General features: G+C 41.3%; 18 protein-coding genes, 3 tRNA genes and 1 pseudogene. 5 read left to right on the forward strand and 17 right to left on the reverse strand.

Going from position 1 to position 20,421, the window contains the following annotated elements; all coding sequences use genetic code 11:
- Positions 1–4 precede the first annotated feature (4 nt).
- The 4 genes from I2C87_RS03715 to I2C87_RS03730 all read left to right on the forward strand — a co-directional run bounded on the left by I2C87_RS03715 (position 5) and on the right by I2C87_RS03730 (position 2,442).
- Positions 5–1,132 (forward strand): cysteine desulfurase family protein, encoded by a 1,128-nt coding sequence (locus I2C87_RS03715; protein WP_195323997.1) that lies wholly within the window; start codon positions 5–7, stop codon positions 1,130–1,132.
- Positions 1,122–1,469 carry a DUF1831 domain-containing protein gene (locus I2C87_RS03720; protein ID WP_129822080.1) on the forward strand — a complete coding sequence of 116 codons (348 nt, stop codon included), beginning with the start codon at positions 1,122–1,124 and terminating at the stop codon, positions 1,467–1,469. Before I2C87_RS03715 ends, I2C87_RS03720 begins: the two co-directional genes overlap by 11 nt.
- Complete coding sequence (locus tag I2C87_RS03725; protein WP_195323998.1) at positions 1,469–1,705, forward strand: DUF4649 family protein; 237 nt, start codon at positions 1,469–1,471, stop codon at positions 1,703–1,705. Before I2C87_RS03720 ends, I2C87_RS03725 begins: the two co-directional genes overlap by 1 nt.
- Before the next feature lie 92 nt (positions 1,706–1,797).
- The gene (locus I2C87_RS03730) at positions 1,798–2,442 is read left to right on the forward strand and encodes a redox-sensing transcriptional repressor Rex (protein ID WP_129822082.1); all 645 of its coding nucleotides are present in this window, start codon (positions 1,798–1,800) and stop codon (positions 2,440–2,442) included.
- 188 nt (positions 2,443–2,630) lie between these two features.
- Here I2C87_RS03730 and radC read toward each other — a convergent pair whose 3' ends face one another.
- The 4 genes from radC to gyrA form a co-directional block, all read right to left on the reverse strand.
- Positions 2,631–3,314 (reverse strand): RadC family protein, encoded by a 684-nt coding sequence (gene radC / locus I2C87_RS03735; RefSeq protein WP_129269092.1) that lies wholly within the window; start codon positions 3,312–3,314, stop codon positions 2,631–2,633.
- Between the two features lie 60 nt (positions 3,315–3,374).
- Positions 3,375–3,653: a porphobilinogen deaminase gene (locus I2C87_RS03740; RefSeq protein ID WP_129269090.1), complete on the reverse strand. Its 279-nt coding sequence runs from the start codon at positions 3,651–3,653 to the stop codon at positions 3,375–3,377.
- A gap of 153 nt (positions 3,654–3,806) precedes the next feature.
- Positions 3,807–4,553, reverse strand: coding sequence for a class A sortase (locus I2C87_RS03745; RefSeq protein WP_048788982.1), 747 nt, complete (start codon positions 4,551–4,553; stop codon positions 3,807–3,809).
- 8 nt (positions 4,554–4,561) lie between these two features.
- Positions 4,562–7,024: a DNA gyrase subunit A gene (gene gyrA / locus I2C87_RS03750; protein ID WP_195323999.1), complete on the reverse strand. Its 2,463-nt coding sequence runs from the start codon at positions 7,022–7,024 to the stop codon at positions 4,562–4,564.
- 195 nt (positions 7,025–7,219) lie between these two features.
- On the opposite strand from gyrA, the gene I2C87_RS03755 reads away from it, so the two are divergent.
- Complete coding sequence (locus tag I2C87_RS03755; protein ID WP_195324000.1) at positions 7,220–8,206, forward strand: L-lactate dehydrogenase; 987 nt, start codon at positions 7,220–7,222, stop codon at positions 8,204–8,206.
- Positions 8,207–8,365: 159 nt separating this feature from the next.
- Here the strand turns inward: I2C87_RS03755 and I2C87_RS03760 are convergent.
- The 13 genes and pseudogenes from I2C87_RS03760 to parE form a co-directional block, all read right to left on the reverse strand.
- Positions 8,366–8,437 (reverse strand) — tRNA-Arg (locus I2C87_RS03760).
- Between the two features lie 76 nt (positions 8,438–8,513).
- Complete coding sequence (gene rpsA / locus I2C87_RS03765; protein WP_006596419.1) at positions 8,514–9,713, reverse strand: 30S ribosomal protein S1; 1,200 nt, start codon at positions 9,711–9,713, stop codon at positions 8,514–8,516.
- Positions 9,714–9,880: 167 nt separating this feature from the next.
- Positions 9,881–9,952: transfer RNA gene (locus I2C87_RS03770), tRNA-Gln, on the reverse strand.
- A 9-nt stretch (positions 9,953–9,961) separates the two neighbouring features.
- A tRNA-Tyr gene (locus I2C87_RS03775) sits at positions 9,962–10,042 on the reverse strand.
- A 52-nt stretch (positions 10,043–10,094) separates the two neighbouring features.
- Positions 10,095–10,325 (reverse strand): DUF2969 domain-containing protein, encoded by a 231-nt coding sequence (locus tag I2C87_RS03780; protein WP_195324001.1) that lies wholly within the window; start codon positions 10,323–10,325, stop codon positions 10,095–10,097.
- 139 nt (positions 10,326–10,464) lie between these two features.
- Entirely contained in the window at positions 10,465–11,490 is a 1,026-nt protein-coding gene (locus I2C87_RS03785) for a branched-chain amino acid aminotransferase (RefSeq protein ID WP_195324002.1), read from the reverse strand.
- A gap of 173 nt (positions 11,491–11,663) precedes the next feature.
- A complete protein-coding gene (gene parC, locus I2C87_RS03790) occupies positions 11,664–14,117 on the reverse strand; it encodes a DNA topoisomerase IV subunit A (RefSeq protein ID WP_195324003.1) in 2,454 nt (817 codons plus the stop codon).
- 235 nt (positions 14,118–14,352) lie between these two features.
- Positions 14,353–15,171 carry an aminoglycoside 6-adenylyltransferase gene (locus I2C87_RS03795; protein ID WP_195324004.1) on the reverse strand — a complete coding sequence of 273 codons (819 nt, stop codon included), beginning with the start codon at positions 15,169–15,171 and terminating at the stop codon, positions 14,353–14,355.
- 140 nt (positions 15,172–15,311) lie between these two features.
- Complete coding sequence (locus I2C87_RS03800) at positions 15,312–15,668, reverse strand: hypothetical protein (protein ID WP_195324005.1); 357 nt, start codon at positions 15,666–15,668, stop codon at positions 15,312–15,314.
- A gap of 1 nt (position 15,669) precedes the next feature.
- Positions 15,670–16,215, reverse strand: coding sequence for a hypothetical protein (locus tag I2C87_RS03805; RefSeq protein WP_195324006.1), 546 nt, complete (start codon positions 16,213–16,215; stop codon positions 15,670–15,672).
- 62 nt (positions 16,216–16,277) lie between these two features.
- A pseudogene (locus tag I2C87_RS03810) lies at positions 16,278–17,027 on the reverse strand (DUF6261 family protein).
- Between the two features lie 196 nt (positions 17,028–17,223).
- On the reverse strand, positions 17,224–18,387 hold the full coding sequence (locus I2C87_RS03815; RefSeq protein WP_195324007.1) for an AbiH family protein: 1,164 nt from the start codon (positions 18,385–18,387) through the stop codon (positions 17,224–17,226).
- An 18-nt stretch (positions 18,388–18,405) separates the two neighbouring features.
- A complete protein-coding gene (gene parE / locus I2C87_RS03820) occupies positions 18,406–20,361 on the reverse strand; it encodes a DNA topoisomerase IV subunit B (RefSeq protein ID WP_195324008.1) in 1,956 nt (651 codons plus the stop codon).
- Positions 20,362–20,421 lie beyond the last annotated feature (60 nt).

A 20,421-nucleotide genomic window follows, 5' to 3' on the forward strand; every position in this document is an offset into this window, starting at 1 on the left:
TGTCGTGATTTATTTTGACAATGCGGCAACCACTCCCCTAAGCCCAGGAGTAATCAAGGTGATGACAGAAACGATGGAAACCAGTTTCGGAAATCCCTCTAGCCTCCACTCCCATGGTCGTCAAGCGAAAAAGATTCTTAGAGATGCTAGGGAATGCGTTGCAACTTGTTTAAAGACCTCTAGTCAACAGATTATCTTCACTTCTGGCGGGACCGAAAGCAATAACACTGTTATAAAGGGCTACTGTCTCAAACATAGACAGCAAGGGAAGCATATTATTACCACGGCTATTGAGCACCATGCCGTTCTTGAACCGATTGAGTACTTGGTCCAAGAATATGGATTTGAAGTAACCATCATTCAACCAGTCGATCAAAAAATTCGACCTGAAGATATTCGAGCTGCACTTCGTCCCGATACTATTTTGGTATCCACCATGTATGCCAATAACGAAACAGGCGATCTCTTACCCATCAAGGCCATTTCTGACCTTTTAAAAGACCATCCTGCTGCTTTTCATGTCGATGCTGTGCAGGCCGTTGGTAAACTTTCTGTAGCACCAGAAGAGCTAGGAATCGATTTCCTAACCGCGTCCGCCCATAAATTTCATGGTCCAAAAGGGGTTGGCATCCTCTATGCTAGAAAGCCTGACTTTTTCAATCTCTTACACGGGGGTGACCAAGAAGACAAGCGTCGGGCTAGTACAGAGAACTTGATTTCAATTGCTGGAATGGCTCAAGCCCTCAAAGAAGCAACTGATCAGTTAGACGCAAATTATCAGTATATTCAGCGCTTATCTGAACGTATCCTAACTGGCCTAGAAGATCTAGATTTCTATCTGAATAGCACAGGCTCCAAACTTCCTCATGTCTTAAATATTGGCTTCCCCGGTATCAGCAATGATATCTTACTGCTTCGTTTAGACATGGCAGGAATTTCAGTCTCAACTGGCTCTGCTTGTACAGCAGGAACTGTTCAACCAAGTCACGTCCTTGCAGCTTATTACGGCGAAGATTCAGTTCGCTTAAAGGAATCTATTCGCATTAGTTTATCCGAATTCAATACGACTGCTGAAGTCGATACTTATATAACAACTATTCACAAAATTTTAGGAGAATTACATGGCATTTGAAACATCTGTCTCATTACCAAACTGCGATTACACATACGCAATCCATCCAAATATTAAAAAATATACCCTACGCGACAATACCTTTGCACAAACAAAGGTTGGAAACTACGAATTAAATCGTTTGTTAGAAGCTATTCCAAATAGCGGAGATGGCTTTAAGTTAAAAATTATCATCAATAAGGATTTAACAGGATTTAAAATTAACATTACTGACAAGTCAGGCCTTCGTTTGGTAAATATTTTTAAAAATCCAGAAAACAAGATTATCCAACAAAAATTCTACTTCCTCATGGACAGTTTAGTTGAACGTGAAATCTTTGAAAGGATTGAAAACTAATGACCAATGGTCCTGTACTCCTCACCTATTTGGATGCATACCAAAAGGAACGTCAGGTTAGCTACGACAACATCGATCACTGTCTATTAGCCTTCTCAGGCTGTGTGACCATTCCAGATTCCTATCAGGTTGTTTCTGTTACCTACAAGGAGCATACCTTACCTTTCACTGGAAAAATCGGTGACTTTTATCGCTATCTAATTCAGTTTGATCAGAGTTTAAGAAATTCCAATTAACAAAGAAAACACCATTTTGGTGTTTTTTTAGTAGAAGATAGTTGCTTTTTTCACAAACTTTTTATAAAATAGATTTGAAAGGTTGTGATATTGTGAAACAAGATAAGACTAATCCAATTCCTCGTGCTACTGCCAAACGACTCTCCTTGTATTACCGCATTTTTAAACGCTTTAATGCAGAGAAAATCGAGAGAGCAAATTCAAAACAGATCGCTGAAGCCATCGGGATTGATTCCGCAACTGTTCGTCGAGACTTCTCCTACTTTGGAGAGCTTGGACGACGTGGTTTTGGTTATGATGTCAAAAAGTTAATGAACTTCTTTGCTGATCTCTTGAATGATAACTCCATCACCAATGTTGCTATCGTCGGGATTGGAAATATGGGGAGTGCCCTTCTTCACTATCGCTTCCATGAGCGAAACAAAATGAAAATTGTCATGGCATTTGATACGGATGATCATGAGTTAGTCGGCACTAAAAGTAAAGATGGTATTCCGATTTACGGCATCTCCACACTAAAAGAAAAACTTGAGGGACAAGAGATTCAAACAGCCATTTTAACCGTTCCAAGTGTAAAATCTCAAGAAGTTGCAGATTTACTAGTTGAAGCTGGTATCAAGGGAATCCTTAGCTTTTCTCCAGTCCACTTAACAGTTCCAAAAGATGTGGTAGTCCAATATGTCGACCTAACCAGTGAACTGCAAACCCTTCTCTACTTTATGCGCAAAAATTCATGATAAGCAAAGAGGCTGGGACAAAAGTCCTAGCCTCTCAATTGTCCTTGGATTATCGAGCAAGACGCAGTGGTTGAGTGGGCTCTACTACGCTGATTTTATCAGCTTTTACAGCCCTACTCAACTGTGCGGAGGTGGGACGACGAAATCGAATTCTAACGAATTACCGATTTCTGTCCCACTCTCTTTTTCTATACCAATAAATCTGTTTCTTCCCGGTAGCTATAGTAATCATCAGTTGAGACAATCAGATGGTCCAATAAAACAATTCCTAGACAATTGCAGGCTTCAATCATTTGTTGGGTAACGCCATCATCATTCTTGCTAGGATGAATGACCCCGGACGGGTGGTTGTGAACCAAGATTAAGGATGTCGCCATATGCTTGATGGCATAGTGCAAGATTTCCCTCGGTTCTGCAATGCTACGATTGACTGTTCCGATAAAGATCACTTGCTGATGGATAATTTGATTTTGGGTATTCAGATACAAGGCCAGTAAATGCTCCTGTTTCTCATGGCCTATTTTTTGTTGCATCATTTTTGCCAGCTTCTGACTACTCATGATTTGTTCCGTTTCAATCACTTCAGAAGTCTGTATTCGTTTCCCTAGTTCAATAGCAGCTAACAGCTCAATGGCCTTAACTTTCCCAATTCCTGGAACTTCCTTTAACTCCTGAAAACTCATACTAGCCAGTTCTTTTAAACTCTTTAGTGAGCCCAGCAGGTCCTGAGCGATCTCGTAGACTGGTTTATTTTTGTTCCCCGTCCGTAATAAGATGGACAGCAATTCTTGATGACTGAGCTTATCAGGTCCTTCTGTTAGCAAACGTTCTCTAGGTAAGAGACCTGATTCTTGAAATACAATATGATACATAAAAAACCTCCTCAATTAATAATTCGCAATTGAGGAGGAAAAAGGACGATTCTGTATAAATTAAATTGGACAAACTACTTCTCTTAAGTTTTCAAGAATTCGAGTTTCTTCATTTGAGAAGTTAATTTTATAGCACTCTTGCACTTGTTCCAAAGACGCAAGAAATTGACGAATTTCGTATCGAATTAAGTGTTCTTGATCATCAGGAAGGTTTTCAATGGTTTCGAAGACCTGTTCAACTTCGTAGATCCCCTTGGTAATGAGACCTGTTTTGGGGAAATCATTGACCAGTAAGCCATAGAAGTTTCTTAACAAAGTATAGATATCTTCTGTGCACATTTGGTTCCTCCAAGTTTCTTTCTATCACTCTTCTATTATAAAATAGAAAGCATGCAAAAATATGTCAGTCAGGTAACATTTTATGACTATCCTCTTACAAGTTGGCAGAAAATTAACAGAAAAAAAGAGGTCAAAGACCTCTTTTTAAGTTGATTATAATTGCATTTGATTATAAGATTTTGTGAAAGCTTCCAGTATATCATTTGGTGCTTTTGAGTAATCTACTGAAGTTTCCAAAGTACCTTTTACAATCGTACGATAAGTTGCTGCGGCATCCTCACAGGTCACCAAGGTGATTTCATTAACCCCTTCACGATCTGCAATGACATCGACCCGATCTGGTGTCACTGTCTCAACAGAATTGATGACATAGGTATAGACCTTTTCCTTATCAGTGATATAGATTTTCATTCCAGCTTTGGCATGTTCTAATGGAGAAAAGAGCATTTCATTTGCCCCTGTTAAACCAAAGACATGGTGACTAGCCAAGGAGTAATTCCTTTCCCCCATAACCTGGTCCTCTTTCATGGTACCTGCCCCATAATAGAGTCCCACATTATCTAAGCCTTTAAAAATCGGAAGGTTCATCTTCAACTCAGGAATTGCTATCCCCCCAATAACAGGCAACTTCTGCGCCTGCCACTGGGCATTGATAACAGATTCTGTAGAAAGCGATTTGACTTCTTTAAAATCAAAGCTAGTCTTGGCATCTTTATTCTTATCGATGGTCTTTTTCGATACCTTGTTGACTTGATATTGATTGGTATGCCACACCATGATCATGTTCCGAATCGGAGCATTAAAGATCAAGGCAATAGACAAAAGGATTAGTAAGGTAGCAAAGATATTAATCAAGCGATTTCGTAAGCTTGTTTTCTTCTTTTTTCTTCTTGAAGCCATTATTTATCCTACCCTTCACTTTCAGTTTCAGTCTCTGACTCATCTTTTTCGTCAGCTTGAACCGTTGTAAAGGTTACGATTTGAGCATCTTGATCCAGACGCATCACTTTCACACCCATGGTCGAACGTCCCGTTTGAGAAATATTGGCGACGCTGGTACGAATCATGACACCTGTATTGGTGATAATCATCAAATCCTCATCTCCTTTGACAGTCATGAGACCGGCTAGAGGACCATTCTTATCAACCACATTAGCAGTTTTAATCCCTTTACCACCACGTCCTTTTGTTGGATACTCATCAGCACGCGTACGTTTACCGTATCCCTTTTCAGTGATGATCAATACTTCATCTTGATCTGTAATCACGCTTGCACCGACCACTTGGTCACCTGGACGAAGGTTGACACCTCGTACCCCAGTTGCCGAACGGCCCATGTTCCGTACGATAGACTCATTGAAGCGGACAGAATAACCAAATTTAGTCCCGATAATCACGTCCGTATTTCCGTCTGTGAGGAAGACGTTAATCAGCTCATCCTCGTCTTTAAGGTTAAGAGCTTTCAAGCCATTTTGACGAATATTAGCAAACTCAGCTACACTGGTCCGTTTTACCAAACCTGAGCGGGTTGTAAAGAAGAGATAAGCGTCTTCACTACGATCCTGAGCGACGTTAATAATGGTCTGAATGGACTCTCCGTCATCTAACTTGAGCAAGTTGACAATTGGAAGTCCCTTAGCTGTACGGCCGTATTCAGGGATTTCATAGCCTTTCAGACGGTAAACCCGTCCCTTATTGGTAAAGAAGAGCAAACGATCATGGGTGCTGGTAGAAACCAATTCACGGACAAAGTCATCATCTTTGACCCCTGTACCTTGAACACCACGTCCCCCACGTTTTTGAGCAGTAAATTCATCTTGATCCAATCGTTTGATGTAGCCCTTGTTAGAGAGAGTGATCAAAACATTGCTTTCTTCGATCAAATCTTCGTCTTCTAGTGATAGAACTTCTCCTACCATCAATTCTGTCCGACGTGGATCTCCAAACTTCCGTTTGACCTCGTCCAATTCTTCCTTGATAATCGCAACTACACGCTCTGGCTTGGCTAAAATATCAGCAAGATCAGCAATCAAGGCAACGAGATCATCGTATTCGCTTTGAATCTTGTCCCGTTCCAAACCAGTCAAACGACGAAGACGCATATCCAAGATAGCTTGGCTTTGACGCTCAGAAAGCTTGAACTTACTCATCAATTCTGCTTGTGCTTCTGCATCTGTCTGGCTATTACGGATGATTTTAATCACTTCATCGATGTGATCAAGAGCGATTAAGAGACCTTCCAAGATATGGGCACGAGCTTCCGCCTTCTCTTTATCAAAGATGGTCCGACGAGTCACCACTTCTTTTTGGTGCTCAATATAAGATCCTAAAATCTCACGAAGAGAGAGAATCTTAGGGACACCATTTTGGATAGCCAACATGTTGAAACCAAAGTTGGTTTGCATTTGGGTCATCTTGAAGAGGTTGTTTAAGATAACATTGGCTGAGGCATCGCGACGGACTTCGATGACGAAACGAACCCCTTCCCGGTTAGACTCATCCCGAACTGCTGTAATCCCATCGATTCGTTTTTCTTGAACCAAACGAACGATATGCTCATGCACTTTGGTCTTGTTGACCATATAAGGAAATTCTGTAACGACAATGCGTTCACGGCCTGTCTTGGTCTCTTCAATTTCCGTCCGAGACCGCAAGACAATCGAGCCTTTTCCTGTTTCATAGGCCTTATGAATACCCGATTTGCCCATGACCAAGGCTCCGGTAGGGAAATCTGGTCCAGGAAGCACCTCCATTAGTTCACGTGTGGTCACATCAGGATTGTCCATCATTAGTTTGACAGCATCAATAGACTCACCAAGGTTGTGTGGAGGAATATTTGTCGCCATCCCTACCGCAATCCCTGTCGCTCCATTGACTAACAAGTTAGGGAAGCGAGCTGGAAGAACGTTTGGTTCGCGTTCACTGGCGTCATAGTTATCTGTGAAATCAACTGTATTCTTGTTGATATCCCGAAGCATTTCAAGAGCAATCTTGCTCATACGAGCTTCTGTATACCGTTGGGCCGCGGCTCCATCACCGTCCATAGAACCAAAGTTCCCATGCCCATCTACAAGCATGTAACGATAGCTCCACCATTGAGCCATCCGAACCATAGCCTCATAAATAGAGGAGTCACCGTGTGGATGGTATTTACCCATAACATCCCCGGTAATACGAGCTGATTTCTTATGTGGTTTATCTGGTGTAACCCCAAGTTCATTCATACCATAAAGGATCCGACGATGAACTGGCTTTAAACCATCCCGCACGTCAGGAAGAGCCCGAGACACGATAACACTCATAGCGTAATCGATGAAACTGGTCTTCATTTCCGATGTTAAGTTAACATCAACTAAGTTATTATCCTGCATTAAAACAATGCCTCTCTTTAATTAATTCACCATACTATTATAACACATTTAGGACTTTTTTTCTCCTTCGGAACACAAGAGTAAAAACGTTTACATCGTTAAAATTAGGCGTAAAACCGTGACAAAGAATAGTAAAAGTGGTAGAATAAAACCGAATGGGGAAAGCCCAAAAAAAATGAAGGAGACGTTTAGAAAATGACTTTAACTAAACAACATAAAAAAGTTATCCTTGTTGGTGATGGTGCGGTAGGTTCATCTTACGCTTTTGCACTTGTTACTCAAGGAATCGCACAAGAACTTGGTATCATCGAAATCCCTCAATTATTTGAAAAAGCGGTTGGTGATGCAGAAGACCTTAGCCATGCCCTTGCCTTCACTTCACCTAAGAAGATTTATGCTGCTAAGTACGAAGACTGTGCGGATGCGGACTTAGTTGTTATTACAGCAGGCGCTCCTCAAAAACCAGGCGAAACTCGTCTTGACCTCGTTGGTAAAAACCTTGCCATCAACAAATCTATCGTTGAGCAAGTCGTTGCTTCAGGTTTCGACGGTATCTTCCTTGTTGCTGCTAACCCAGTTGACGTTTTGACTTACTCAACTTGGAAATTCTCAGGTTTCCCTAAAGAACGTGTTATCGGTTCAGGTACTTCACTTGACTCAGCTCGTTTCCGTCAAGCACTTGCTGAAAAAATCGGCGTTGATGCTCGTTCAGTTCACGCCTACATCATGGGTGAACACGGTGACTCTGAGTTTGCTGTTTGGTCACACGCTAACGTTGCCGGTGTAAAATTGGAACAATGGTTGCAAGCAAACCGTGACTTGAACGAAGCTGACCTTGTAGATCTCTTCATCTCTGTACGTGATGCTGCTTACTCAATCATCAACAAGAAAGGTGCTACTTACTACGGTATCGCCGTTGCCCTTGCTCGTATTACTCGTGCTATCCTTGATGATGAAAATGCTGTACTTCCACTTTCAGTCTTCCAAGAAGGACAATACGGAGTTGAGAACGTCTTTATCGGTCAACCAGCGATCGTTGGTGCACACGGTATCGTTCGTCCAGTAAACATCCCATTGAACGACGCTGAAACACAAAAAATGCAAGCATCGGCAAAAGAATTGCAAGCAATTATCGATGAAGCATGGAAGAACCCAGAATTCCAAGCAGCTTCTAAAAACTAAACAAAACGTTAAACACCATGTCTTAGGACATGGTGTTTTCTTGATCTCATTATTATGAAATCCTAGAGAGCCCTGAGAGCCCAATCCTGCTCTTAAAAACTCACTGCTATCTTTCCCGTCAAAAATAAAAAAGAGAGCCTCAAGGCTCTCCAATCGTCATCCACCCTGAGAGAATCGAACTCCCATCTCAAGAACCGGAATCTTACGTGATATCCATTACACTAAGGGTGGTAACTATGATAGTATATCAAAAATTCGAGCATTTTACAAGTAAAAAAAGCTTGCCTAAGCAAGCTTTTTATGTTGATTACAATTCAATATCACCAAACAAGTCAGCCATTGAGAATCCAGTTTGAGTTTCTGGAAGTTCAAAGTCACGTTTTTCTTGTTTTGGACGACGTGGACGTTGTTGACGTTTTTCTTGTTTTTCGCCTTCTTCTTGAGCTGGACGTTCTTCAAGAGCTTTGATAGAAAGTGATACACGTTCATCAGCAGCATTTACTTCAAGAACTTTAACAGTTACTTCTTGTCCAACTTTAAGCACATCTTTTGGATTTTCAACACGTTTGTGTGAAATTTGTGAGATGTGTACAAGTCCATCGATACCTGGCAATACTTCAACGAATGCACCGAAGTCAGTCAAACGTTTAACAGTACCTTCGATGACATCACCAGCTGCCAATTTTTGTTCTACGCCATCCCATGGTCCAGGTGTTGTAGCTTTCAATGAAAGGGATACGCGACCTTCTTCTTCGTTCAAGTCAAGGACTTTCACTTCGATTTCTTCACCAACAGTTACAACTGATTTAGGTGAAACGTTGCGTTCGTGTGATAATTCAGTCAAGTGAACCAATCCATCAACACCACCAAGGTCGATGAAAGCACCAAAGCTAGTGATACGAGCAACTTTACCGGTTACAACGTCACCAACGTTCAATTTACCGAATACTTCAGCGCGAGCTGCAGCTGATGCAGCTTCAACAACTTCACGACGAGAAAGGATGAAGCGGTTTTCTTTTGCGTCAACTTCTTTGATTTTAGCATCAAATTCTTGACCTACGAAACGTTCAGTGTTACGTACAAAACGAGTATCAAGCATTGAAGCTGGAATAAATCCACGAAGTCCTTCAAATTCTACTGAAAGTCCGCCCTTAACAGCGCGAGTTCCTTTAACAGTAACAACTTCTTCTTCACGTCCGACCAATTTGTCCCATGCTTTGCGAGCTTCCAAACGTTTTTTAGATACAAGGTAAGTTACTGTATCAGTATCTTTACCAACTACTTGACGAAGAACAAGCAATTCAAGTGTTTCACCTGGTTTAACCAAGTCATTGATGTCAGCATCACGATCGTTTGTCAATTCGCGAAGAGTCAAGACACCTTCGACACCAGTTCCAGAGATTGCAACGTTAGCTTGTGTAGCGTCAACTGTCAAAACTTCAGCAGTAACAACATCACCTGGCTCAACTTGGCTAACACTGTTTAGCAAATCTTCAAATTCATTCATCTAAAAAATCCTCCAACAATCAAGTTTTCTAAACTTGACATACTTATAATTATTTTTCCTAAGCAAGCACTCGCAACGAAATCAAAATGATCTACAACGACTTCTTCATATAAAGAAATAAAATACCTGAGTAGATATTTTACCACCTTATCTGATATTACCTAGAACTGGGGTAGCTGGATTCGAACCAACGCATGAGGGAGTCAAAGTCCCTTGCCTTACCGCTTGGCTATACCCCAAAAGTGAAATGGAGAGAGAGGGATTCGAACCCCCGAACCCGAAGGAGCGGATTTACAGTCCGCCGCGTTTAGCCTCTTCGCTATCTCTCCAAGCAAATCAACAGACACAATTATACCATTGATTTCATGAAAATGCAACCCCTTATTTGTTCAAATTGTAATTTTCGATGGCACTTTCTACTGCTTTTTCCAGTGATTTATAGAGACTTTCTACGGCTCCGTTTTTCACAAGAGCGAACTGAGCTCCCATATCAGCAATCTCAGCAATAGCCTTCTTTCCAATCGCTAATTGGTAGCCATCAAAGGTATCTTTTCCAACAATTACCTTGCTATCAGAAATTTGGATTTCAATTTTTTTATCTTTTTTACTCATTCTTCTACCTCATTTCAACTCCTTTATTTTACAAAATTTTTCACATGCTTGCAAGCCGAAAATGTTTCATGATTAAATTATTTTATTAGTAGCTCTTCCAAAGAAAAAAGAGGGAGTTCTTCTCCCTCTGATCATTCCTTTAATCGTTAACTTTGAAGATCCATCCTTCTGGTGCTTCAATATCACCAAACTGGATGCCCGTTAATTCATCATAAAGCTTGCGGGTAACCGGTCCTACTTCCGTTTCTGAATAGAAGACATGGAAGTTATCTCCGTGCTGAACTCCCCCGATTGGTGAAATAACTGCAGCTGTTCCACATGCCCCTGCTTCGACAAATCGATCTAGGTTATCAATTGGAACATCTCCTTCGATTGGTGTCAAACCAAGACGGTGCTCTGCAAGATAGAGCAAGGAATACTTGGTAATGGATGGCAGAATAGATGGGCTAAGTGGCGTCACAAACTCATTATCAGCTGTGATCCCAAAGAAGTTAGCAGATCCTACTTCTTCAATCTTGGTGTGGGTTGCAGGATCCAAGTAAATCACGTCTGAGAAGTTCCGAGACTTAGCTAATTTACCAGGTAAGAGGCTAGCGGCATAGTTTCCACCGACTTTCGCTGCACCTGTCCCATGAGGAGCTGCCCGGTCATAGTCGTCTTGGATCAAGAAGTTGGTTGGAACCAAGCCACCCTTGAAGTAGTTCCCGACTGGCATAGCAAAGATCGTAAAGATGTATTCCTCTGCTGGCTTCACTCCAATAATATCCCCGACCCCAATCAACAATGGACGAAGATAGAGGGTTCCACCTGTTCCATATGGTGGGACATATTCTTCATTGGCACGAACTACTGCTTTACAAGCTTCCACAAACATATCCGTTGGAACTTGAGGCATAAGCAAGCGATCTGCAGTCCGTTGAAGGCGTTTGGCATTTTCATCAGGACGGAACAATTGAATGCTGCCATCTTTTGTCCGGTAAGCTTTTAGCCCTTCGAAAGCTTGCTGTCCATAGTGCAAACTTGGAGAAGATTCCGAGATATGAAGAGTGGCATCTTCAGATAGTTCTCCTTTCTCCCAGGCACCATTACGGTAATAGGCGATGTAGCGGTAAGGTAATTTCATATAAGAAAATCCAAGATTTTCCCAATCAAGTGATACTGTCATGTCTGTTTTCCTTCTTCCATTCAAGACTTGCTAAATAGCAAGAGCCACCACAAAGGATGACTTTATTCATGTACTCTATTTTACACCATTTCATGAGAATTTCAAGTGAAATTTGCAATTTTCAGAAAATTTATCGAGCAACAAAATTAGCCATAAACTGGCTAATTTTATTTTTATTTAATTCTAGCAGTAAAGACTTCTTGATCAGAGATTTGATCGTTGACAAAAGAACCGTTGCTAGTTCGTTCTGACAAGCTGAGTTGGGTAACATCCACTTCTGTCACCTGACCTGTTGTCGAAGTGATCTGAAGGATTTGATCTTGCTCTGCCACTTCTTCTTGGCTCGTAAAGAGATCAAAATCTCCCTGGTCAGTGAAGACTGGACCTGCCTTGAAGACGCGGTGTGGTTTAGACTTCAGTTCACGTAAGACTTGCAGTCCACGTTTGGCACGGCTGGTCACAGGAATATCATCCTGAGACATTCGTTTGAGGCTGCCTCGCTGGGTCAGAATGTACATACTTGGCGTCGTTGACTTAAAGACGGCTACCACTTGATCTCCATCTTTGAGGTTAATGGCTTTAACACCTGCTGCTTTGGCACCAACTACTGGCACCTCTTCAATATTGAACCGCAACCCGTAACCATTTTTAGTAATGATCATGATGTCCTCGAGGACAACTGGTGCAACCGCTACGATACGGTCCTCTTGATCCTTCAGTTTAGCGTATTTAGTTGATTTAGAACGATAGGTCCGCCATGGGCTCAATTCCTTGCGTTCAAAACGCTTGATTTGGCCTTGTTGAGTTGCTGCAAAGTAGGTCACTCCTTCAAACTGATCCACAATCTCCGCAAAAAGAATTTCTTCTTCCTGCTCGAAATTGGTCAAGGTCTGACTAAGGTGCTCCCCGATATCCTTCCACTTGGTATCTGCCAATTCATGAACAGGTCGATAGATGGCATTTCCCAAGTTGGTAAAGAGCAAAAGATGCTGGGTGGTCTTAGCAGGCTCTACGAAAATCAACTCATCGTCGTCCCGCTTACCGACTTCTTCCACTGTCGACGCATTGAAGGAACGAGGAGAGGTCCGTTTAATGTAACCAGCACGGGTCACGCTAACGAAGGTTTCTTCTTCCACAATGAGACTGGCTGTATCAATCTCGATCGTTTTAGCAGTGTCTTGCAATTCACTGCGACGCGGATTACCAAAGAGCTTCTTGACTTCACGCAACTCCTTCTTCATGAGGTTAAACATAGTCCGTTCGTCCCCAATGATGGCTGCCAAAGTCGCGATTTGTTCCTTGAGACTGGCATGCTCTTCTTCCAAAGTCACGATATCCGTATTGGTCAAGCGGTACAATTGCAAGGTGACAATAGCTTCTGCTTGTTCTTCCGTGAAATCGTAGCTGACCTTGAGGTTTTCCTTAGCATCTGCCTTGTTATCAGAAGCGCGGATCAAGGCAATGACTTCATCGAGGATAGAAATGACGCGGATCAAACCCTCTACGATGTGGAGCCGTCGTTCGGCCTTTTCCTTATCAAAGCGAGAACGAGCGACAATGATGTCCCGACGGTGAGCAATGTAGCTAGAGAGAATCGGTACAATCCCCACTTGACGAGGGGTATAGTTGTCAATCGCCACCATATTGAAGTTGTAGTTGACCTGCAAGTCTGTATACTTGAACAAGTAGTTCAAGATCAAGTCTGCATTGGCATCTTTTTTCAACTCAATGGCAATGCGAAGACCATCTCGGTCAGACTCATCCCGAACTTCGGCAATACCGGCCACCTTGTTGTTAACACGGACATCGTCGATCTTCTTCACCAAGACTGCTTTATTGATCTCATAAGGGATCTCGGTAACCACGATTTGCTGCTTACCACCTTTGAGCTGCTCAATCTCAGTTTTAGAGCGGACAACCACCCGCCCTTTACCGGTTTCATAGGCTTTCTTGATCTCATCCCGTCCTTGGATAATGGCACCCGTTGGGAAATCAGGTCCAGGTAGAAACTCCATAAGTTTGTCTACCTTGGCAGATGGATGGTCGATCATGTAGACCACGGCATCGATGACTTCAGCGAGATTATGTGGCGGAATATCTGTCGCGTAACCAGCTGAAATTCCTGTAGCTCCATTGACCAAAAGGTTTGGAAAGGCTGCCGGCAAAACAGTTGGCTCTTTTTCTGTATCGTCAAAGTTCCAGGCAAACGGCACTGTGTTCTTTTCGATATCTTGCAAAAGATAACCAGCGATTTCAGACAAACGCGCTTCCGTATAACGCATGGCCGCTGGTGGATCACCGTCCATGGAGCCATTGTTTCCGTGCATTTCGACTAGGATCTCGCGGTTCTTCCAGTCTTGAGACATACGGACCATGGCATCATAGATAGAAGAATCCCCGTGAGGGTGAAAATTCCCCATGATATTTCCAACAGACTTGGCAGACTTGCGGTAGCCCTTGTCATGGGTATTGCCATCCTTATTCATAGAATAAAGAATCCGCCGTTGGACGGGTTTCAAGCCATCCCGAATATCAGGAAGAGCCCGTTCTTGAATAATGTATTTGGAGTAGCGACCAAAGCGCTCTCCCATGATGTCCTCCAAGGACATATTTTGGATATTACTCATATAAGATACAAAGGGACGATTCGGCTTGCCGAAAATTTCTGTAGTACCCTAGGGCATCCACATCCGTAATTTTCGAATTGGATACGGCTGTAAAAAAAACTAGGAAATCGATGCAGGGTTCGATGAACCCAAAGCGATTTATCTTTTTTCCTAGGAAATTAGTCCCGTGTTCAGTTACTATAAGTAACTAAACTATCCTTTCTGTAGTTTAAAGTGTTTAAAATAGATTATTGAATCAATGATTTGACAGTTTCTCTTCAGCATAAGCCCTCATCTTTACAACCACTTCCTGATCATAGTCAAATCCCATCTTTTGGGCCAGGCTTTGAGCTTCTCGATCAAAAATATTCATGGTAGCAAATAAGGACTGGCTGACCTTCTCTATACTAGATAGATTTAGCAGAGGTGAGAACTCCTTCTCTTTCTCAGCTGGGAGATAGTGAAAGAGGTACTTGTAGTTCTTTCCGATATCAATTGCTCCCCTATCGCTTGTCACCTGCCAAGCAAAGACCTTGAGGAGTTCTTGCTGGCAAATGCCATAGAGGTGATCCGTCGCATAGATGAGCTGATTTCTTCGAATGGCCTTTACGACATAAGCCGATACCCACCAAAATTCATTGCAGGATGCTGCAAATTCCTCTTCAGTAGGCGGAGCGGTCCAATAGCGCTTGGAATTAGGCTGATAGGCTTCAAACAAACCTTTGTCGTCTTTTATAACTTCAAAATTTGCTTCGCTGTCCACCCACTCTTGGATATACTCCTTGGGGCAGAGGGTTAAATCAATGCGATTGCCATCTTCAAAGAGCATAAGATAAAGATGACGGTGTCCTAGAGTAACTTCTTGCTCAATGATGCGTTTACCAAACTGGTCTAGCCAAGATAAATCAGATATCAAGTCCTCCAGATTATCAACAATATAGACCACATCATAATCTTGGAACTCATCTTTTGGTGCTTTTGTATCCGTTCGTGAACCAGACATAGCGACAGCGTTGACTTTTAGAGTTTTTGCGATTTGTAAAATCACGTCAAACATCTCGGTTTCAGTTCTCATGGGGATACCTGCCTTTTTAGTGAAAACTTTTAATTCTGTAGAGGTCATATCTATAAAGGGGACTGGCTGCTGGAACTTTTTCCTTATCAAATTCTTTGAAAAATCCCATGACTAGTTTTGCATAACCATGACAGCCATCCTCATTTTTGTTTCTTCTTTTCAAACAGATTATTAATAATAAGTAAAACTACTAACAGAACAGCTAATACATTTGTTTGGGTGCTGATTCTGAAACACCTGACAAAAATCTGTATATTGTCAACCTTAAAAGGACCTACAAAAATTTGAAGGATATCACTTATCAAATTAAGCACTACAATTACACTCATGACACCTATGGCCCGACCTGAAATTTTTAGCATAAATATTTCCTTGTCTTTCTTCACTTGATTAGTTTTACTAGATTTTACATGTTTTTCTAAAAAATTTTCAACAGAAAATTCATTTATCTTATCTTCACCATTTTTATTAATTTTAACATCTAGTTCAAGTTTCATCTCATACCTTTTCCTTCATTCTATCATTGATTCTTTTGATCAGATTGTATTCTTTATCGCCATTCCCTAAGGATCTGCATATTGTCTCTGCTTTCTCATATGTTTCACGAATAAATTCTGGTTGTCTTGAAGCATTGTAATAAACCTTCAAAAATTTCAACGATGATAGCATAGAAGCATTGTATTCCCAATGGTTCTTCAACAGACATCTGATAAAAACCCTGATGATTTCCTGTTCTTGATACAAGAGACTTGTTTCATGATGTTCAAAATACTTTAACGAAATATAATCACAATAGTAAATCATGATATTAGATATCCAATTAAAAGTGTTTTCTTGAACTTCCTTAGTTGGTTCATAGCGTAGAGCTGTCCTTAACACCTGAACTTCTTTAAGCGTAATTTCTTTAGCAGAAGCTGCATCAAAAAGCTTTGAGCGCCAGCCTGAAATGCCATCTAAAGAACTTCTATAATTTGTATATAAGGTAAAGATTGACACAATTGCACCTAACAGAGCCGCAAATAATCCAATCACTAATTCATTCATCTTTATATCCTATATTTACTTTCTAAGATTGATTTTGACTCGCATAAATTAAACAGAACAACCTACTTGGCTTCTTCTGGTTGTGTTGGGGTAATTTTTTTGGTTAGCTTGCGTATTTTATAGCGACTACGGATAGAGTTGAGATGGTCACGGAGATCAGCATACTGCTTTTTATCTGGATAAGCATAGGCGTTGATTGCAGTAAAATCTGCAAAGAAGTCATAGATTTCTTATAGTTTCGCACGGATTTCCTTTTTTTTGACTAGGTGCCTTGACTTTTTGCTCGGCCAAGCGCTCCTTATAGTCATTTTCAAACTGAGCCTGCGCCTTTGTCAAGGTTTCTACATGAGTTATCAAATGCAGAGTTGAAAGGGCAGTTTTGTAGTAACTATCTTTTAGCTCCTTGAGCAAATGGTTAATAGCTTCTGTCTCTTTTCGTAGCTCATACTCGTTAGCCCGGCATAATTTTTGAAAAGTTTGCTGAGTTTGTCGTAAGCTTCCTTGCTACTTGCCTATTTCACACGAGAGAAGGCCTTGACCAAACCAATCAAGGTAGAAAATGCATCATCACGCTCACGATCAGACGCTTCCAGACTAGCCACCGTTTGACTGGCCTTGGAACGGTGCAAACCAGCTTGCAAGGTCTCAAGAAGTTTCTCCATATCCCCAAGCTTCGTTGCGTAAACCTGCTCAGACTTATTGGCTTTTGTAAAAATCCCCAACTCATCCCTGCTCTCAGATAGAAGTTGGAAGAATTCGTTGTTTACTAAATTGCGTACAGTTAAACTCGTGATTCCATATTCTTTTTTTATAAAACAACTCTTTCAATGATGTATTTTTATGTTTTTGCTCTAAAATAATTCAGAACATATATAAATATTCGTATTTTACTCCAATAACTCAAAACACACATGTGTGATTTGGGCTATTTCTCCCTAGACAAAATATTCTTCAGGTGGGATTTCTTGTTTTAGGACTTGGAAGGTGATTATTCGTGTGGGATTTAATCTAGCCCAAACGATCCAATTTGAACGCATGGAGTTTTGATTTAGAGTCATACTGAACTACTGCAATCTTTTTATGAAGTTTTTCTATATCCTCAGCAGTGAGTTGTACTTTTTTTGCGACATCAATAAATCTATTAATTGTTTCACTATCAGATTCATTATTGCTATTGTAATTATAAATAATCAATTCAGAATCTGTCTCCAAAAGTGAGTTAAGAATATTATTCCACCACCAAAAGTCACTATCACCGAGTGATAAACCGTATAATATAAACAAATCAGTATTATTGAAATATGATTTATATTTTTTATCATTCTGAGCCCAATAGGGTTTTAAAAAATTCTTTGCTTTGTTTCTATTATCAACATTTGTTATTTGATTTTCGTTATCGAAGCCAAATAACATTGATTTTGGAACATTTTGATAACCATGGGGATGAGTGATGTTGGTCATCAAATAACTGGAAAAATAAGTGGAGCTATCCCAAGAACAATGATCGTTAGTAAAATTATTAGGATTTGCCGCAAAAGAAATTTGTCTATCAGCATGTGGCCACGGGTGTGGATCATATTGTTCTTTATCCAATACTAAAATATTATCTAACATAGAAGTATAGTTGAAATTTAAAATTTCCCAATTAAATAATTTGTAATGGTATAGCTTTGATGGAAAACTCAATTTTCGGAAATTGCTTTCATCTAAATCTGCCAAAAATTTTTGAAATGATGAAATTGCTAGCTCGCTTTTACTGCTATCATTCCCTATTTGAGCTAACATATTTGGAGTTATTATATCATTTAAAAAATTAGAAAATTCAACCTGAAAGTGATTAAAATCATTAGTCAATCTTGCTTCATTGATATAATTATTCTCGTTGAAAATCTCAATTAAACTATTCTCAAAGTCACTCCAATTTTGCTTGATATTGGAATTGTTTTCATTATCTTTCTTATCCTCAGTCATTTTTTGAAAGATAATATTATCTTTATCAAAATTCTTATAGCAAAGATAATTATAGAAATTTTGATAAGAAGTCCGATATGGAGATTTAAGATATTCCATTAACTGAATATCTACACCATTTCCAAAGAGAGCCATGATATTAATTTGTCCATCATTAGCCAGTTCTTTAAATTCTTGATTTGTATAAATATTATAGCCCATATTTTCTTTATCATCCTTTCAAAACACCATCTCCCCACTCTCTTCCAGCGTAAACCTAACATTGTCCTCAATCCACTTACGACGTGGTGCAGCCTTATCGCCCATTAGGACAGAGACACGGCGTTCTGCACGCGCCAAGTCATCAATGGTAACACGGATCAAGGTGCGGGTTTCTGGGTTCATAGTGGTTTCCCAAAGTTGGTCCGCATTCATCTCACCCAATCCTTTGTATCGTTGAAGGGTTGCTCCACGGCCAAAGGTTCGCCGTAGGTCTTCCAATTCACTATCAGTCCAGGCATAAGCCACTTCTTCTTTCTTGCCTTTGCCTTTAGACATCTTATAAAGAGGAGGCATAGCGATATAGATACGTCCTGCTTCGACCAAGGGACGCATATAGCGATAGAAGAAAGTTAGGAGAAGGGTCTGAATATGGGCACCATCCGTATCCGCATCGGTCATGATGATAATCTTGTCATAGTTGGCATCTTCGATCGTAAAGTCAGCCCCGACTCCAGCACCGATGGTGTAGATCATGGTGTTGATTTCCTCGTTTTTGAGGATGTCACTCATATTGGCCTTCTCAGTATTGAGAACCTTCCCTCGAAGCGGAAGGATGGCTTGGAACTTGCGGTCCCGACCTTGCTTAGCAGAACCACCGGCTGAGTCTCCTTCGACTAGATAGAGTTCGTTCTTGGCAGGATTCTTGGACTGGGCTGGCGTCAATTTACCAGATAAGAGTCCCTTATCCTTCTTGTTCTTCTTGCCATTTCGACTCTCATCCCGCGCCTTCCGAGCGGCTTCACGCGCATCCCGGGCCTTAATGGCCTTGCGGATCAGATTGGAAGCCAACTCCCCATTTTCCATGAGGAAGAAGGTCAACTTGTCAGCGACAATCCCGTCAACAACGGGTCGAGCAAGTGGACTTCCTAGTTTGTCCTTGGTCTGCCCTTCAAACTGCAAATGAGCTTCTGGCACCAAGATCGAAAGAACAGCAGACAAGCCTTCACGGTAGTCGGATCCTTCCAGATTCTTGTCTTTTTCTTTGAGAAGTCCTGTCTTTCTTGCATAGTCGTTCATGGCCTTGGTAATAGCTGTCTTCAGTCCTGTCTCGTGTGTTCCCCCATCTTTAGTGCGGACATTATTAACGAAGGACAAGATGTTGTCAGAGTAGCCATCATTGTATTGGAGAGCAACTTCTACTTGGAAGCCTTCTGATTCCCCGTTAAAGTAGAGAACGGGCGTCAAGGTTTCCTTATCTTCGTTCAAGTACTCAACGAAATCCTGAACACCATTCTCGTAATGGAAGGCCACATGGTTGTCTTCTTCTTTGCGAAGGTCTGTCAGCGTCAGTGTTACATCCTTGAGCAAGAAAGCTGATTCTTTGATCCGCTCTGCAATGGTATTAAACTTGAAATCCGTCGTAGAGAAGATGGTTGGATCCGGCATGAAGGTGACCTTGGTTCCCGTCTTAGACTTAGGAGCCGAACCAATCTTTTCAAGAGTGGTAACAGGCTTCCCACCATCCTCAAAGCGTTGTTTGTAGACTGCTCCATCACGGGTAATCTCTACCTCAAGCCAGCTAGAGAGGGCGTTCACGACCGAAGATCCTACCCCGTGGAGACCACCAGAAGTCTTATAACCACCTTGACCAAACTTTCCTCCAGCATGGAGGACGGTAAAGATGACTTCAACGGTTGGTTTGCCCATAGCATGCATCCCTGTCGGCATTCCCCGACCTTGGTCTGCTACAGATAGGGACCCGTCTTTGTTGATGGTAACGTCAATTTGAGAACCAAAACCAGATAAGGCTTCATCGACCGCATTGTCGACAATTTCCCAGACCAAATGGTGAAGTCCATTTCCATCTGTCGATCCGATATACATCCCTGGACGTTTACGGACCGCATCCAACCCTTCTAGTACCTGAATGGCATCGTCATTGTAATTATTAATGTTGATTTCCTTTTTAGACACAAGGAACCTCCTGTTTGTTCATCTTTTCTATATTACAGCTTTTTAGGAATTTTTGCAAAA

The organism is Streptococcus sp. 1001283B150225_161107_H12 (genome assembly GCF_015552665.1).
Classification (GTDB): domain Bacteria; phylum Bacillota; class Bacilli; order Lactobacillales; family Streptococcaceae; genus Streptococcus.